General features: G+C 65.1%; 17 protein-coding genes and 1 pseudogene. 8 read left to right on the forward strand and 10 right to left on the reverse strand.

From position 1 onward, the window contains the following. Window positions 1–22: 22 nt before the first annotated feature. The gene (gene smpB / locus QZ186_RS02090; protein WP_010314107.1) at window positions 23–520 is read left to right on the forward strand and encodes an SsrA-binding protein SmpB; all 498 of its coding nucleotides are present in this window, start codon (window positions 23–25) and stop codon (window positions 518–520) included. Here smpB and QZ186_RS02095 read toward each other — a convergent pair. Continuing rightward, on the reverse strand, window positions 514–2,115 hold the full coding sequence (locus QZ186_RS02095) for a serine/threonine protein kinase (RefSeq protein ID WP_296415533.1): 1,602 nt from the start codon (window positions 2,113–2,115) through the stop codon (window positions 514–516). The two genes, smpB and QZ186_RS02095, sit on opposite strands and share 7 nt — an antisense overlap. A gap of 9 nt (window positions 2,116–2,124) precedes the next feature. Beyond that, entirely contained in the window at window positions 2,125–3,132 is a 1,008-nt protein-coding gene (locus QZ186_RS02100; RefSeq protein ID WP_296415563.1) for a cysteine synthase A, read from the reverse strand. A gap of 78 nt (window positions 3,133–3,210) precedes the next feature. Here QZ186_RS02100 and egtB point away from each other — a divergent pair, with 78 nt between their 5' ends. The 5 genes from egtB to QZ186_RS02125 are packed head-to-tail and all read left to right on the forward strand — an operon-like array spanning window position 3,211 to window position 6,841. Beyond that, the gene (gene egtB / locus QZ186_RS02105) at window positions 3,211–4,392 is read left to right on the forward strand and encodes an ergothioneine biosynthesis protein EgtB (protein WP_296415536.1); all 1,182 of its coding nucleotides are present in this window, start codon (window positions 3,211–3,213) and stop codon (window positions 4,390–4,392) included. After that, entirely contained in the window at window positions 4,389–5,369 is a 981-nt protein-coding gene (gene egtD, locus QZ186_RS02110; protein ID WP_296415538.1) for an L-histidine N(alpha)-methyltransferase, read from the forward strand. Before egtB ends, egtD begins: the two co-directional genes overlap by 4 nt. Before the next feature lie 19 nt (window positions 5,370–5,388). Next, window positions 5,389–5,616, forward strand: coding sequence for a hercynine metabolism small protein (locus QZ186_RS02115; RefSeq protein WP_296415540.1), 228 nt, complete (start codon window positions 5,389–5,391; stop codon window positions 5,614–5,616). Beyond that, on the forward strand, window positions 5,613–6,041 hold the full coding sequence (locus QZ186_RS02120) for a hercynine metabolism protein (protein ID WP_296415541.1): 429 nt from the start codon (window positions 5,613–5,615) through the stop codon (window positions 6,039–6,041). Before QZ186_RS02115 ends, QZ186_RS02120 begins: the two co-directional genes overlap by 4 nt. Beyond that, on the forward strand, window positions 6,041–6,841 hold the full coding sequence (locus tag QZ186_RS02125; protein ID WP_296415542.1) for a YdcF family protein: 801 nt from the start codon (window positions 6,041–6,043) through the stop codon (window positions 6,839–6,841). The genes QZ186_RS02120 and QZ186_RS02125 overlap by 1 nt, the downstream gene beginning before the upstream one ends. Window positions 6,842–6,871: 30 nt before the next feature. Here the strand turns inward: QZ186_RS02125 and QZ186_RS02130 are convergent, their stop codons facing one another. From QZ186_RS02130 to QZ186_RS02160, 7 genes are all read right to left on the reverse strand, one after another. Further along, window positions 6,872–7,135, reverse strand: a complete 264-nt coding sequence (locus tag QZ186_RS02130; RefSeq protein ID WP_010314125.1) for a hypothetical protein — start codon at window positions 7,133–7,135, stop codon at window positions 6,872–6,874. A 45-nt stretch (window positions 7,136–7,180) separates the two neighbouring features. Further along, a complete protein-coding gene (gene lysS, locus QZ186_RS02135) occupies window positions 7,181–8,680 on the reverse strand; it encodes a lysine--tRNA ligase (protein WP_296415544.1) in 1,500 nt (499 codons plus the stop codon). 37 nt (window positions 8,681–8,717) lie between these two features. Next, window positions 8,718–9,449 (reverse strand): response regulator transcription factor RpaB, encoded by a 732-nt coding sequence (rpaB, locus tag QZ186_RS02140; RefSeq protein ID WP_198001901.1) that lies wholly within the window; start codon window positions 9,447–9,449, stop codon window positions 8,718–8,720. Window positions 9,450–9,638: 189 nt separating this feature from the next. Continuing rightward, window positions 9,639–10,961: an ABC transporter substrate-binding protein gene (locus QZ186_RS02145; protein ID WP_296415546.1), complete on the reverse strand. Its 1,323-nt coding sequence runs from the start codon at window positions 10,959–10,961 to the stop codon at window positions 9,639–9,641. Continuing rightward, entirely contained in the window at window positions 10,958–11,455 is a 498-nt protein-coding gene (gene mreD, locus QZ186_RS02150) for a rod shape-determining protein MreD (RefSeq protein ID WP_296415550.1), read from the reverse strand. The genes QZ186_RS02145 and mreD overlap by 4 nt, the downstream gene beginning before the upstream one ends. A gap of 2 nt (window positions 11,456–11,457) precedes the next feature. Beyond that, entirely contained in the window at window positions 11,458–12,195 is a 738-nt protein-coding gene (gene mreC / locus QZ186_RS02155; protein ID WP_296415552.1) for a rod shape-determining protein MreC, read from the reverse strand. Then, window positions 12,195–13,241 (reverse strand): rod shape-determining protein, encoded by a 1,047-nt coding sequence (locus QZ186_RS02160; RefSeq protein WP_296415554.1) that lies wholly within the window; start codon window positions 13,239–13,241, stop codon window positions 12,195–12,197. Before QZ186_RS02160 ends, mreC begins: the two co-directional genes overlap by 1 nt. Window positions 13,242–13,423: 182 nt before the next feature. Here QZ186_RS02160 and QZ186_RS02165 point away from each other — a divergent pair, with 182 nt between their 5' ends. Next, window positions 13,424–13,813: a single-stranded DNA-binding protein gene (locus tag QZ186_RS02165; protein ID WP_296415556.1), complete on the forward strand. Its 390-nt coding sequence runs from the start codon at window positions 13,424–13,426 to the stop codon at window positions 13,811–13,813. Between the two features lie 97 nt (window positions 13,814–13,910). On the opposite strand, the gene ahcY is transcribed toward QZ186_RS02165, so the two are convergent. Further along, window positions 13,911–15,338 (reverse strand): adenosylhomocysteinase, encoded by a 1,428-nt coding sequence (ahcY, locus tag QZ186_RS02170; protein WP_247476546.1) that lies wholly within the window; start codon window positions 15,336–15,338, stop codon window positions 13,911–13,913. Between the two features lie 20 nt (window positions 15,339–15,358). Here ahcY and tsaE point away from each other — a divergent pair. Then, window positions 15,359–15,850, forward strand: a pseudogene (gene tsaE, locus QZ186_RS02175) (tRNA (adenosine(37)-N6)-threonylcarbamoyltransferase complex ATPase subunit type 1 TsaE); the annotation flags it as partial.

The raw sequence follows: 15,850 nt of genomic DNA on the forward strand, positions 1-15,850 counted from the left end.
ACTGGATTGAGATCGCGGCGCCATGGCTAAGGGCGGGGGCAAAAAGAACGCCAAGGCCCTTCGGGACGCCGCCAACAAATTGCTGGCGGACAACCGCTTTGCGCGGCACCAGTACGAAATCCTCGAAACCCTCGAGTGCGGGGTCGAGCTGATGGGCACCGAGGTCAAGTCCATCCGGGCTGGGCAGGTCAACCTGCGGGATGGCTTCTGCCTGATCCGCAAGGGACAGCTGCAACTGCACAACGTCCACATCTCCCCCCACACCCACGCCGGCGCCTACTTCAACCACGAGCCCCTCCGGACCCGCCGGCTGCTGGCCCACCGCAAAGAGATCGACAAACTGCGCATCGCCGTCGATCAGAAGGGCCTCACCCTGATTCCCCTCAACATCCACCTCAAGGGCTCCTGGATCAAAGCCACCATCGGCCTGGGCAAGGGCCGCAAGCTCCATGACAAGCGTCAGGAGGAGCGGCGCAAGCAGGACATCAAGGACGCCAAGAAAGCCATCGCCCGCTACTGATTCGGGTCAACCCGCAAGGAGAGCGTCAAGCTCGCCGAGGACAAGCCGTCGTTGCTGATCAGGACCTGAACCGGGGAGCGTTTGACCTCCCCAAGGCTCACCACCCGCAGTGGTCCACGCGCCTCCAGCAGCTGTCCATCGGCGGCGAAGACGCTCATCTGCATCAAGGCCGATCCCCTCACGCCAAGGACCAAGCGACTGCCAGGCGGAACCTGAATCGGGAACACCCGGGCACCCCCAGCCGGCACCCAGGCAGAGACGGTCTTGGTGCTGTTGCGCTTCCCCTCGATCAGCTCGATCTGCAGGTTGCCCAGGGCTTGTTCGGCGGCGGCATACCAGAGCTGCCGAAAGGGCTCCGCGGGGATCTCGGCAGCCTGGGAACCGTTCAGCAGGTTGAGCGCGCTCCCAGAGACCAGCTTCTGGACCACCTCCGGGCTGAGTCCCTGAGCCACGAGGCCCTGCTGACGGCGATTCCAATCGGTGGCGGTGAGATTGCCCAAGCGCGGCCGCAAGGGCAGCGGCAACTGCTCCACGCGGCTCAGCCAGTCCTCAGCCAGTTCACTCCACACCATGCGCAGGGGTGCATCCGCCTGGCTATCCGATGGCAGCCGGCCGCCACGCTCCAGAAAGCTGGCGTCCACCAACTTGAGGAACCAGCGGCGATCCACCTGCAGGGCCCGCAGGCGATTGAGCAACTGCTCCCGCTGATTGATCTCCGCCGCCGGCAAGCTCGAGCGGAGCCGAAAGCTGGGAAGCGCCATTGGGCTAGTGACCTTCCCCCGGCTCAAGACCAACCACCCCAAGGCGGTCCCCACCAAGGCAGCGAGCACCAGCGCAACCACCACCGGCCAAAGCCGTCCTTCCGCGTCCTGCTCCTGCTGCCGCTTGCGCCTCCGCGATGGGGTGGAGTGCTTAACCAGCGGGATTGGAGCAGGTAATGCGGGAGTGAATTGTTGAAAAGCCGCCAGAGCAGCCGCCGCTGAAGGAAAACGCAGCTCAGGCCGATCGCTACTCAAGGCCTGCAGGGGCCCGATGGATTCCAAGGCCGCCGCGGCCTGAGTCCCCAGCAGGTCTTGGGCACACTCGGCCAGGGAGAGCAGATCACGCTGGGGATCCCATGGGGCTGGCTGCTCCAGGGCCAGGGGGACGGGCAGCCCATCAGCCGATCGCCTCAGGAGTTGGGATGGCGACCAGTCCCCGCAGGAGAGACGATGGCTGTGCAGCAAAGCCATCAGGGGCAAGAGCTGCCGCAACAGCTCCAGGACCTCTGGGATGTCGAAGGTCTGTCCACCCTCCAGCAAGGCCTGAAACGACTCCCCCTCCTGCCACGGGCGCGGCAGCCAGAGCTCCCCATCGCTGCTGATCAGATCGGCAAAGCGAGGCAGCTGGGGATGGAGGACCCCCTGCAGCTGAAGCCAGCGCTTGCTCCACTCCTCCCGCTGGTCATCGCTCAGCCCGCTCAGATGGAGAAGGTGGACCGACGCATCGGCTGCCGCTTGATCACTGGCCAGCCAGCGGTTCTCCGCAAGGGAGCGCTCGAGTCGATAGCGACCGCCGATCAGCGCCCCTGGCTCCAACCTCGGATCGTCTTCCACCAATGTGGATCAGGCCGCGCGCTCAGGTTGCTCCAGACCTTTGCCCTTCAGCCACTCACCGTCATAAAGCCGTGACCGATAGCGATCGCCGCTGTCGCAGAGGACCGTGACGATGGTGTGTCCGGGCCCCATGCGACGTGCTGTCTCGACGGCCGCCGCCACATTGATGCCGACGGAGCCGCCGAGGAACAGACCCTCCTGCCAGAGCAGGTCGTAGATCGTTTGAAGGGCGTCCTGATCGTGGATCCGGACCGCGTCATCCACCGGAGCCCCCTCCAGGTTCGCGGTCACCCGACTGTTGCCAATGCCCTCGGTGATCGAGTTGCCCTCGCTGCTGAGCTCGCCACTGGTGGCCCAGCTGTAGAGGGCGCTGCCGTGGGGATCAGCCAAGACACAGCGCAGCTGCGGCTTTTTCTCCTTGAGATAAAGCGCCACGCCGGCATAGGTGCCACCGGTGCCGGTTGCCGCCACCCAGGCATCCACCTTGCCGCCGGTTTGCTCCCAGATCTCGGGTCCAGTGGTCTTGTAGTGGGCGCGGCGGTTGGCGAGGTTGTCGAACTGATTCGCCCAAACCGCGCCGGGAATCTCTTCGGCAATGCGGCCTGAGAGGCGGACGTAGTTGTTCGGGTCCTTGTAGGGCACAGCCGGAACCGTGCGCACCTCAGCCCCCAGGCTGCGCAACAGGCCAATCTTTTCAGCCGATTGGGTCTCGGGGATCACGATCACCGCCCGATACCCGCGGGCATTGCAGAGGTGCGTCAGGCCAATGCCGGTGTTGCCCGCCGTCCCTTCCACCACGGTGCCGCCGGGCTTGAGCAGACCCTGTTCTTCCGCCTCCAACAAAATCCCAAGGGCTGCTCGGTCCTTGACGGAGCCACCGGGGTTCATGAACTCGGCCTTGCCGAGGATCTCGCAACCGGTCAGAGCACTGAGGGCATTCAGACGAATGAGCGGGGTCTGGCCCACCGCACCGACGAAGCCGGATGCAATCCCCGGAGTGCTGGCGCCCATGCCCATTTCTGCGTTACGGCGATCGTAGAAGCGTTGATGCAGCAAGGTTGAGCTTCTAGGGTCCGCTCAGCGGAAGCCGACGGAATGGTGACGACCTCAGCTGCCGCAGTCTTGCCGCGTCTGCAGGAAATCCGCCGGGCGACCGAGCAACTGATCGCGGGCTTGCAACCGGAGGACCTCTGCCTGCAGGGGATGCCCGACGCGAGCCCAGCGAAGTGGCACCTCGCCCACACCACCTGGTTCTTTGAAGAGTTCCTGCTGAGCCAGCTGGAGGGCTACGACTGCGCCGATAGCCGCTGGCGCTACCTGTTCAACAGCTACTACGAATCGGTGGGCGAACGGCACGCCAGACCGGAGCGTGGCCTCCTGACCAGGCCTTCCATCGCTGAGGTGCTGGCCTGGCGCCAACGCGTCACCGCTGCGCTGATGGCCGAGCTGGATCACCTGCCGGCTGCACTCGTGGAACTGGGGCTGCAGCACGAGCAGCAGCACCAGGAGCTGCTGCTGATGGATCTGCTGGATGGCTTCAGCCGCAATCCCCTGGAACCTGAAGCAATCGCCGAACCCGAAGCGGACTACGAGGCCAGCTGGGCCAACCCAGGGCCAGGGGGCTGGAAACACTTCGAGGGAGGCCTCGTGGAGATCGGTCTCGATCCGGCCTCGGGGCACTTTCACTTCGACAATGAAGCCCCTCGCCACCGGGTCTGGCTGGAGCCCTTTGCCATCAGCCAACGGCTGGTGAGCAATGCCGAGTACGCCGCCTTCATCGCCGACGGGGGCTACAAGCGCGCCGACCTCTGGATGAGTGAAGGCTGGGCCCTGGTGCAGGACCGGGGCTGGCAAGCTCCGCGCTACTGGCGGGGCGAATGGGAGTTCAGCCTCGCGGGCCGCAGGCCGCGCCATCCCGATGCCCCAGTGCGGCACATCAGTTGGTTCGAGGCCGATGCCTACGCCCGCTGGGCCGGGGCCCGCTTGCCCGAGGAAGCCGAATGGGAGCTGGCGGCCACCAGCGGCCAGCTGGCCCAGGTCTTCGGCTGCCTCTGGCAGTGGACGGGCAGCCCCTACCGGCCCTATCCCGGCTTTGCGCCTGCCGCTGGGGCCATTGGTGAGTACAACGGCAAATTCATGAGCTCACAGTTCGTGCTGCGGGGCAGCTGCTTTTTGACGCCGGCCGGACACGAGCGCCTGAGCTACCGCAACTTCTATCCACCCCACAGCCGCTGGATGGCCAGCGGAATTCGCCTGGCGAAGGGGGTGCAGCCATGACCAGCACCCTGCAACGCAGCGGCGTCCCGGAACTGCTCGATCTGCATCCCGCGGCGGCGGACATGCGCCAGCTGGTGATCGAGGGCCTAAGCCAAACCCCCAAGCAATTGCCGGCCTGGTTTCTCTACGACGCCGAAGGATCGCGGCTGTTCGACCTGATTTGCCAACAGCCCGAGTACAGCCTGACCAAAACCGAGACAGCCCTGCTCGAAGACAAGGCTCATGCGATAGCCGCGGCCCTTGGCGAGGGCACCCTGGTGGAGTTCGGAGCTGGCAGCGCCCGCAAGGTGGGGCCACTGCTGCAGGCGTTGGAGCAGCCGGCCTACGTGGCCCTGGACATCAGTGCAGAGCATCTGGCCACGGCCTGCCGGCGCCTGCAAGGGGACCATCCCGGCGTGCCGATGTTGGGCATCTGCTGCGACTACAGCCAACTGGAGCAGCTGCCAAGCCATCCTCTGCTGAAGACGCAACGGCGCCTGGGGTTTTTCCCAGGCAGCTCCCTCGGGAACTTCACCACCGCTGCCGCCGAAGCGCTCTTGCGGCAATTTCGGCGGCTACTCGGTCCCAGTGGAACCCTGCTGATCGGCATCGACCAGCCGAAAGCAACCGAACGGCTGGAGGCGGCCTACGACGACGCCGCAGGGATCTCGGCCCGCTTCGCGCTCAACCTGCTCCAACGGCTGAATCGCGATCTGGACTGCGATTTCGACCTGGACCAGTTCCGCTACCAGGCCCGCTGGGTGCCTGAAGCCAGCCACATCGAGATGGCCCTCATCAGCCAGCGGGAGCAAACGGTGCAGGCCTGCGGCCGCAGCTGGCACTTTGCGGCGGGCGAAGCCCTCGTCACCGAAACCAGCCACAAGTACAGCCCAGAGGCCTTCCTGGACCTCGCCGCCCGGGCCGGCTGGAGCAGCGAAGCCCGCTGGAGCGATCCCCGCGGCGACCTGTCGCTGCACCTGCTGAAGCAGGCAGACTGAACGCCCTCACGGAACTGCGATGGCGAGGGAAGATCAGCGGCGAGCGTCCCGGGAACTGCGGGAAAACCTGATTGCCCAACTCGAGGAGCTCTACGGCCAAGCCTTTGAGCAACTGACCACCCAGAACCTCGGAGAGGGCGCCATTGCCCGCCTCACCCAACTGCTGCTGCGCTCGCGGGAAGCGGCAATCACCCCTCTGCAGGAGGAGATCGAAGCCCCGCTGATCACCCGTCCTCCCTCGGCGTGAGTTCCTGGTCCTGGTGGGATGAGCTCGAAGACAAGCTCGAGCAGCAGCTCGAGGCCTTCCTGAGGTCCCATCCCGAGCAAAGCGCACGGCTACGGGAGGAGCTGCTCAGCGAGGCCGCCCAACTGCGGCGGACCCTGCTGGAACTCGCAGCGGAGATCAAGCAGTGGCAAGAGCGCACGCAACGGGCACAAGCCGCTGGTGCCCATGACCTGGCGAAGCGGGCGCAGGATCACCTGGATGGGCTGATGCAGCAGGGACGGGGCCACTGGCAGCGCCTCGAAGCCATTGGCCAGGAACTGCAGCAGCGCCCGGCCCAAGCTCAACCGAGATCCGCCGCCAGTCCCAGCGACAACCTGGATGCGGCCTGGGCCCGCTTTGAAACCGAGCAGGCCCTCGAAGAGCTACGCCGGCGGCAGGGGCTCTGATGGGCTTTCTGCTCTCCAAGCTGCTGCCGCTGCTGGTCTATCCCTTGGGCCTGGGCCTGCTGCTCCAGCTCGCCGGCCTGGGAAGCAGACGCCGGCCAAGACTCAGCCGTGCGCTTGGGGCCAGCGGCATCGCGATGGTCTGGCTGTTTGCCATGCCGATCACCAGTCGGCAATTGATCTGGGGTTTAGAGGAGCGCGCCGTGGCGCTGACACCCAAGACGATCCCCAACGCCGATGCCATCGTCGTGCTGGGCGGTGGCCTCAAGCCGGCCCTGCCGCCCAGGCGCGGCGTGGAAGTCAGTGAAGGAGGCGATCGCCTGCTGACGGGAGTGCGGCTGATGCGCCAAAAGAAGGCGGGCACCCTGGTGACCAGCGGCGCCCAGATCAGCTTCACCGCAGCAGATCCCGCACCGGCCGAAGCCTTCTCCGCCCAGGCCCTTGCTGAAGAACTGGGGGTCCCCAGCCAGCGCATCGTGCCCAATCCCCTTTCCAAAACCACCGCCGAGGAAGCCCGCGACATCGGCCAGTTGGCCAAGCAACGGGGCTGGAGCCAGGTCCTCCTGGTGACCAGCGCCTTTCACATGCCCCGTTCTCTGGCGACCTTTGAGCGGCGCAGCGGCCTACAGGTGATTCCAGTGGCCTGTGATTTCTTGCTGCCGGAACGGCAACGCTTGGGAAGCCCGACCCCAGGATCACTGGTTCAGGACCTGCTACCCAGTGCTGAGGCGCTCTATCTGAGCAGCGTGGCCCTCAAGGAGCACCTTGGCCTGGCGCTCTATCGCCTCAAGGGCTGGGCATAAAAAAGGCCCCAGAAGCGGGGCCTTTCAAAATCACTTCTTCGGTTCGGGGGGAACCAGGCTCACGCCTTCGGGCGGCGGAGTGGGATCGGGATCGGCAATCAGCATGTGCTGCAGCACGATCTCGGGGCGCTCGCTATCGCGCCAACGGATCCGATAGGCGGGCATCTTGGTGCCGCGGCTGGTGGTTTGCTCGACCGGCTCCATCACCCAGCCCCGGCGGGAGCGGCCCTGGGGATTGCGCTTCACCACAGCATCTGCATGCTTAAAGCGGAAGCCGACGCGTTCGCCACTCATCGAATCTCGGGCCCCCGACTGGGGGAGATTGCCTACTAGGTTCGATTATCCCATTGCAGGCGACGCAGCGCCGGATCGCGCCTCAGGACGCAGCAGTGGGAAGGCGATGACATCCCGGATCGAGGGGCTGTCGGTGAGCAGCATCACCAGCCGGTCGATCCCAATGCCCAGACCGCCCGTGGGGGGCATGCCCACCTCCAGGGCATTGATGAAGTCCTCATCCACCTCCTGGGCTTCGTCGTCGCCGGCGGCCTTGCGGGCCATCTGCGCTTCCAGCCGTTGGCGCTGATCGACCGGATCGATCAACTCGCTGAAGGCGTTGGCGGTTTCACGGCCAACGATGAACAGCTCAAAGCGCTCCACCAGACCCGGCTTGCTGCGGTGGGCCCGCGCCAACGGGGAGTTCTCCACCGGGTAATCGATCACAAAGGTGGGCTGGATCAGGGTGCTCTCGACCTTCTGATCGAAGGCTTCCACCAGCAGACGTCCCACCGAGTCCGCCAGTTCCGGCACCGCCAAACCCTGGGCCTGCATCGCCGCCGCCGCCTCAGCCCGGCTGCCAAAGCTGCTGAAGTCGAGGCCCGTCGCATCGAGCACCAGCTCGTGCATCGTCGCCCGGCGCCAGGGGGGCGTGAGGTCGATCTCCGTGCCCTGATAGCTGATGCGGGTCGTGCCGCAGACCTGCTGGCACACGTGAGCAATCAACTGCTCCGTGAGATCCATCATGTCGTTGTAATCGGCGTAGGCCTGATACACCTCAATCGAGGTGAACTCAGGGTTGTGCCGGGTGCTGATGCCTTCGTTGCGGAAAATCCGGCCCAGCTCATAGACCCGCTCGAAGCCGCCCACCACCAGGCGCTTGAGGTGCAGCTCGGTGGCAATCCGCAGGGTCAGCGGCAGATCCAGAGCGTTGTGGTGGGTTTCGAAGGGACGGGCATCGGCACCACCGGGCACGCTTTGCAGCACGGGGGTCTCAATCTCAAGGAAGCCCCGCTCATCGAGCCAACGGCGGATCGAGCTGACCGCGATGGCACGGCGGCGGAAGGTTTCCCGGGTGTCCGGGGAAACGATCAGATCGAGATAGCGCTGGCGATAGCGCTTCTCCACATCGGCCAGACCATGCCACTTGTCCGGCAGGGGCTGCAGGCTCTTGCTGAGCATCTGCCAGCTCTTCACCTTCACCGACAGCTCACCGCGATCGGTGCGGCGCAAGCTGCCCGTGACACCAATCAGGTCACCGGCATCCACCAAGGAGGTGAGGTGACCGAAGTCGTCTCCGAGGGTGGCCTTCTCAATGAACAGCTGAATCGGGCCCGTTTCATCCGCCAGGGTGAAGAAGGCGAGCTTGCCCATCACCCGGCGCGTCATCACCCGACCCGCGACGGAGACGGAGACCTCTCGCTCCTCGCCATTCGGCAAGTCCGCATGGGCCTGCTGCAGCTCAGCGGTGCGGTGGCTGGGCTCAAAGCGCAGGGCATAGGGACCCTGGCCCAACTCCGCTAGGGCCTTGCCTTTCTCGAGGCGGGTCTCGCGCAGCTCAGACAAAGGACCGAATCAATCAGCGTTCGGCCATCCTGCAGGATCAGCTGGCGGCCGCCATCGGGGCGTTCTCGCCCATGCGCTGGGAGGCGTAACCGGTGCCGCGCACGGTCAGGATCAGCTCGGGGTTGCGCGGGTCGGGCTCGAGCTTGCCGCGCAGACGGGCCACGTAGACGTCCACGACCCGCAGATCAGCAGCACGGCGGGGCGGATAGCCCCAAAGCTGCTCGAGGATCTCAGCGCGGGGAACGACCCGGCCAGGCTCACGGAACAACAGTTCCAGCAGGCTGAATTCGGTGTAAGTCAGTCCAATACGCTCACCATCCCGGGTGACCTGACGGCGATTGGTGTCCACCACCAGGTCACCGACCCGCAGCACCCCTTGACCCGCGGGAACATCCCGGGGCTCGTTGGTGGCCGAACCGCGGCCAACGCGGCGCAGGATCGTGGCGATCCGAGCCTCCAACTCCTTGGGGCTGAAGGGTTTCGGCAGATAGTCGTCCGCCCCCAGATCCAAGCCGGCGACCCGCTCGGCGATGGCATCCAAGGCCGAGAGAAAAATGATCGGCACGCAGGACTCCGCCCGCAGGCGCCGGCAGACCGCGAAGCCATCGAGCTTCGGGAGCATCACGTCGAGCACCACCAGGTCGGGCTGCTCTTTGTGGAAAAGGGCCAGCGCTTCCTCACCGTCTTCAGCGCAGACCACCTGATAGCCGGCCAGCTGGAGACGCATGACGAGCACCCGACGCACGGCAGGCTCGTCATCCACCACCATCACGGTGGCGCGCTGCTCTGACGAAGCCTCGACAGAAGAGGCATCACTCTGTCGTTGCTGCTCGTCGAGCGGCATGCACTACACAGCGTGAAGAAGCGCAACGTTAACTCTCAGACCTCTCTTGGCGATAGCCTTTTGCCGGCCAGCTGAGCTATGCAGCGCCAGTCTTAAGGTTTTCTCCAGGTCGACCTAGGGCCAGCGTCCTGCGGCATAGGCGTTCCACTGACGCTCCGCCTCAGCCAAGGCCGCATCGCTGCTGATCTGGCCCAACATCGCCCGCTGCAGCTGGGTATAGACGATGGCTTGGAGCCGCTTCACCCCTGGGCTCGCCGGCACCAGCACCCGAGCTGAACTCAGGGTTTGGGCTGAGAGCAGACGGGCCTGCCGCACCAGCTGCTCCGCCTGAGTCGACGGTTGTTCATCCGCCAGGGCCTCTTCCACCTGCCGCAAGGCACCGGTGGACGAGGGCAGCACCCGTGCCTGCTCGGCAAAACGCGCCTGGTTATTGGCATCGGTCAGAAACAGGGCGAAGCGGGTCGCCGGCCCGGCCACCTTGCTCTGGCGGGGAATCGCCAGGGTCATCACCGCCACATTGGCGGCGCCATTGGCACCGGTCAGGGGCGGGTAGGGACGGGTGGCCGCGGCCACCTGGGGCGCATTGGTCTGGATGCTGCGCAGGAACTCCGCCCCGCTGCCCACCTGGGCCAACTCACCGCTTTGGTAGAGCTCAATCGCGCGCCGGTAGCCCTGGCTGACCACCTCGCGGGGCAGCAGGCCGCGGCGATAGAGATCGCTCCAGAAGGCAAAGGCCCGCCGGCCCGCCGGCGTGTTGAAGGCCGCCCGTTGGCGCTGGTCCAGCAGCGTCACCCCCATCTGCACCAGGGACTCGAGTAACTCCGCGGAGTCCTCAGGAACGACGGTGACAAACAGGGCATAGCGCCCCGTGCGGCGCTTGACGGCTTCGGCGTAGGCCGGCACCTCAGCCCAGGTGCGCGGCGGCGCGTCGTAGCCGGCCTGACTCAGCAGCTGGCTGTTGGCCAGGGTGATCCGGGCCGTCAGATACCAAGGAATGGCGAACTGCTGCGGCTGGCCACCGGGAGCGGCGCTTTGGCCCGCTTGCCAGATCAGTGGCAGATAGGTCTCTGCAGCGCCCTGGGGCAACAGGGGCTCGAGGGGCTGCAGGCCGCCTTTGCTGGCCAAGTTGGCCGCGAAGAGCGGGTTCAGATTCACCACATCAGGAGCCGTGCGCGCAAACACCGCCGCCAGCAACTTGCGCTCGACCGATCCCCAGGGGACATCGGTCCAAACCACGTCATAGCCAGGGTTTTGCTGCTCCCAGCGGGCAATGACTCCGTTGAGGTAGTCGTTGAACTTGGGGGCCAGATCCAAGGTCCAGAACTGGATTGGAATGCGATCGGAGGTCTGCCGCCGAGCGGGGGCGCAAGCCGCCAGCACCCCCGTGAGCGCCGCAGCCGCCAGCAGCCCAACGACCAACCGCTTGGGCGTCTTCATCCCCGTGCGGAGAGCAGTTGTCGCCAACGCAGCAGCAAAACCGAACAAACCAGGGGTGCCAGCAAGGCCGTGATCAAAGCCTGAGCCGCCAGCAGCTGCAAGCCACCCTCGGGCAACACACCCTGGAACTGCCACTGCAGCAAGAAGCTGCCCCCTAGGACCAGGCTGCCCAGGGCCGCCAGCAGCCCCAGGTTGAAGCTGCGCTCAATCGGACTACCCCGCCGGCCCAGGCGTCCCCACCACCAACCCAACAGCACCAAAGCCGGCAGCTGGGTGACGTGACCGACATGCAAGCTGTCGAGCAGCAGGCCCAAGGCCAAGCCTGCATACGCCCCGGACCAGGGCCCATCCGCCAAGGCCCAAGGCAGCAGCCAAAGCACCGCCCAACTCGGGGAAATGCCATCGAGGCTCAACCAGCCCGGGGAGAGCAAGGTCAACGCCGGGACCGAGAGGGCAGAGGCCACGCAGAGGCCATGGCGGTGCAATCCGGCCATCGCTAACGGGACACCAACTGCACCCAATCGACCGCGTCGATCGGTGCGCTCAGTTGAACCACAGCATCGGGGGCCGGGACCAATTCCTCATCGACGCTCTGGACAACACCCACCGTGAGATTGGGGGGAAGCAAGGTGCTGGCAGGGGAGGTGGTCACCACATCCCCGGGGCGAACTCCCGTGTCCTTATCCAGGAACTGGAGCCGCGGCCGCGGCGTATCGCCGCCAATCAACAGGCCATGGCGCTTGACCCGCGGGACCCAGACCCCCAGGCGGCTCGTGCTGTTGGTCAGCAGCGCGACGCGGGCCGTGCTGGGGGTGACGCTGGCGACCCGGCCAATCAGGCCACCCGGGGCGAGGACAGCAGCGCCGGCGCGCACCCCCTGCAGGCTGCCCTTACCCAACTCCAACTGTTGCCACCAACCGGAGGCCTGGCGGGAGATCACCGGAGCCGAGATCCGTGCACCCTTGGCTTGATCCAGGGCAACCAGACCCCGCAAGCGGGCGTTGTCGCTCTCCAACTGCTGCAGCCGCGTCTGCTGATCCAACTGCTGCGCGGAGCGGAGCCATTCAGACTGGGCCTGGCCCGGCCAGAACGGACGACTCAACAGGGCGTAGGCATCGAGGACGCCCGCACCCTTGCTGAGCCGCACGCCAGCCAAGACAGCCAGCAGCAACCACCAAGGCCAGGCCTGAAGCAGCTTCTGGAGTAAAGGAACCCGGAGGAGTCGACTGGCCATTACGCGTTCAGCCTGCTGAAGTCAGGGGTGTCGAGCACCCGCTCGAGGCGCTGGTAGTCCTCAATCACACGACCGCAGCCGTTGACCACACAGAGCAGGGGATCCTCGGCGATGTGGACCAGGATTCCGGTCTCATGGCTGATCAGATCGGTGATGCCGCGGACCAAGGCCCCGCCCCCCGCCAGCACAATCCCCCGGTCGACGATGTCGGCCGCCAACTCCGGCGGCGTGCGCTCCAGGGTTCGCTTGACCGCCTCCACGATCACGTTCAGGGGCTCCGCCATCGCCTCGCGGATGTCGCCGGCACGCACGGGAATCGTGCGGGGCAGACCCGAGAGCAGATGCAACCCGCGAACATCCATCGTCGATTCGTCGAAGGCGTCGTCGGGGAAGGCCGAACCGATCCGGATCTTGATCTCCTCGGCGGTGCGCTCCCCCACCACCAGGTTGTGGACCTTTTTGAGGTAGTTGCTGATCGAATCGCTCAGCTCATCGCCGGCGACCCGCACCGACTCGCTGAGCACCGTGCCCCCCAGGGACAGCACCGCCACCTCCGTGGTGCCGCCGCCGATATCGACAATCATCGTGCCGACGGGTTCGGTCACCGGCAGGCCCGCGCCGATGGCCGCGGCCACGGGCTCCTCAATCAAATGCACATTGCGGGCGCCCGCTAAGCCCGCTTCGCGCACCGCGCGGCGCTCCACGCCGGTCACCCCGCTGGGGATGCCGATGACCAAGCGGGGCGCCACGATGCCGCGGCCCTCATTCCCTTTCTGAATAAAGGTCTTGATCATCTGCTCAGCGGCGTCGAAGTCAGCGATCACGCCATCGCGCAGGGGACGCACGGCACGGATATTTCCAGGGGTGCGGCCCAACATCAGCTTCGCCTCATCCCCCACCGCCAGGGGCACACCACGCTCAAGGTCGATCGCCACCACGGAGGGCTCCTGCAGGACGATGCCCTTACCGGAGACATACATCAGGGTGTTCGCCGTCCCTAGATCGATGCCGATGTCGCGGGACAGCTGGAAACGCTTGAAGAACACAGACGTCTCCCCATTCCCTCAAAGCATAGGTAGATCCTGCGATCTGACACCCTCAAAGACCTAGCTGCCACTCGGGTTTTGCAGCGGTGGTGACACATCCGGGGCAAAGGGTGGAACTCTCACCTCGAAGCTCCCCGCCCGGGGACTGCATCATTGATCCAACGCAAACGCAGGAGAACGCCATGGGCGTCAATTCCGTCACCCTGGTCGGCCGCGCTGGCCGAGATCCCGAAGTGCGCTACTTCGAGTCCGGCAGCATGGTGGCCAACCTGACCATCGCGGTGAACCGCCGCAGCAATAACGACGAGCCCGACTGGTTCAACCTGGAGATCTGGGGCAAGCAAGCTCAGGTCGCCGCCGATTACGTCCGTAAGGGCTCCCTGCTGGGAATCATCGGCAGCTTCAAGCTGGACCGCTGGACGGACCGCAACAGCGGCGAAGAGCGCAGCAAGCCCGTGGTTCGGGTGGACCGCCTGGAACTGCTGGGCTCCAAACGTGACGCTGAAGCCAACGGCTTTGGCGGCGGTGGTTTCGGTGGCGGCGCGCCCAGCGAAGAAGAAGTGCCGTTCTGAGCGATCGCAGGACGAGCACAAAAAAGCCCGGTCTTGCATCGACCGGGCTTCAGGAAGAGAAGCCCCTCAGTGTTGAGGGGCTTTGTTGTCTCAGGGCTCAGTAGCGGTAGTGCTCGAGCTTGTAGGGGCCCTCAACGGGAACGTTGATGTAGGCGGCCTGCTCGGCGGACAGCTCGGTGAGCTTGGCGCCGATCTTCTCGAGGTGGAGGCGAGCCACCATCTCATCGAGGTGCTTGGGCAGCACGTAGACCTCTTTGGCGTACTGAGCGCCCTTGGTGAAGAGCTCGATCTGAGCCAGCACCTGGTTGGTGAAGGAGTTGCTCATCACGAAGCTGGGGTGGCCGGTGGCGCAGCCCAGGTTCACCAGACGACCTTCGGCCAGCAACAGGATCTTGTTGCCGCTGGGCAGGGTGATGTGGTCGACCTGGGGCTTGATGTTCTCCCAGGTGTACTGCTTCAGCGAGGCGACATCGATTTCGTTATCGAAGTGGCCGATGTTGCAGACGATCGCCTGATCCTTCATCTGGATCAGGTGCTCGTGGCGGATCACCTGGAAGTTGCCGGTGGCGGTGACGAAGATGTCGACATCAGCCACAACGTCCTCCAGACGGACGACGCGGTAGCCCTCCATGGCGGCCTGCAGGGCGCAGATCGGATCGATCTCAGCGATCATCACGGTGGCGCCAAGGCCACGCAGGGACTGGGCCGAACCCTTGCCCACATCGCCATAGCCGAGCACCAGGGCGACCTTGCCGGCCACCATCACGTCGGTGGCGCGCTTGATGCTGTCCACCAGGGACTCACGGCAGCCGTAGAGGTTGTCGAACTTGCTCTTGGTGACGGAGTCGTTGACGTTGATGGCGGGGAAGGGGAGTTCGCCGCTCTTCTGCAGTTGATAGAGACGGGCCACACCGGTGGTGGTTTCCTCGGTCACGCCCTGGATCTGGGCCTTGATCCGGGAATAGAAGCCAGGCTGGGCAGCCAGCTTCTGGCGAATGCTGTTGAAGAGCGCGGTCTCCTCTTCGTTGCTGGGGTTGTCCAGAACGGAGGGATCGCTCTCGGCCTTGGTGCCCAGGATCACGAGGCCGGTGGCATCGCCGCCGTCATCGAGAATCATGTTGGGGGTACCACCGTCGCCCCACTCGAGGATGCGGTGGGTGAAGGCCCAGTACTCATCGAGGGTCTCGCCCTTGTAGGCGAACACAGGGACACCCGCAGCAGCGATCGCGGCAGCGGCGTGGTCCTGGGTGGAGAAGATGTTGCAGCTGGCCCAGCGCACTTCGGCGCCCAGAGCGACCAGGGTTTCGATCAGAACGGCGGTCTGAATCGTCATGTGCAGGGAACCCGCAATGCGGGCACCCTTGAGGGGCTGCTCAGCGCCGTACTTGCTGCGCAGGGCCACCAGACCGGGCATCTCGGTCTCAGCGATCTCGATCTCCTTGCGACCGAAATCAGCCAGACCCAGATCGGCGATCACATAGGTGCTGGTGCTCTGCAGCGCAGGCGCAGTGGGGGAGGCCACCATGGTTGATGTTCTTGAGGTGAATGCACTCGCCAGCCCAGACCGTGGCTTGGCAAGAGGTGTGGAATATCTGCAGAGACGCCGAGGCTTCGGGCTCGCTTAAGGGCAATCTATCGGTATGCAACAACTGAGCGTGCAGTTAGCGGATGCGGCGGCGACCCAGAACCTGGGCCGTCAACTGGCCTTGGACTGGCTCGCGTTGCCGCAGCCCAGGCCCATCCTGTTGCTGGAGGGGGATTTAGGAGCGGGCAAGACCTCGCTGGTGCAAGGGATTGCCCTGGCTCTCGAGATCGATGAACCCATCACTAGCCCCACCTTTGCCTTAGCGCAGCATTACCAAGGACAGGCCGCCGCCTTGGTCCATCTCGACCTCTATCGCCTTGAGCAGAGTGCCTCCGCCGATGAGCTCTTCTGCCAAGAAGAAGAGGAAGCCCAAGCGCTGGGTGCCTTGATGGCCGTGGAGTGGCCCGAGCGACTGAGCTTCAAACCAGAAGGGGCCTGGACCCTGCAGCTGG

The organism is Vulcanococcus sp. DEBay_Sum29NL08_54, assembly GCF_017859255.1.
Lineage (GTDB): Bacteria > Cyanobacteriota > Cyanobacteriia > PCC-6307 > Cyanobiaceae > Vulcanococcus.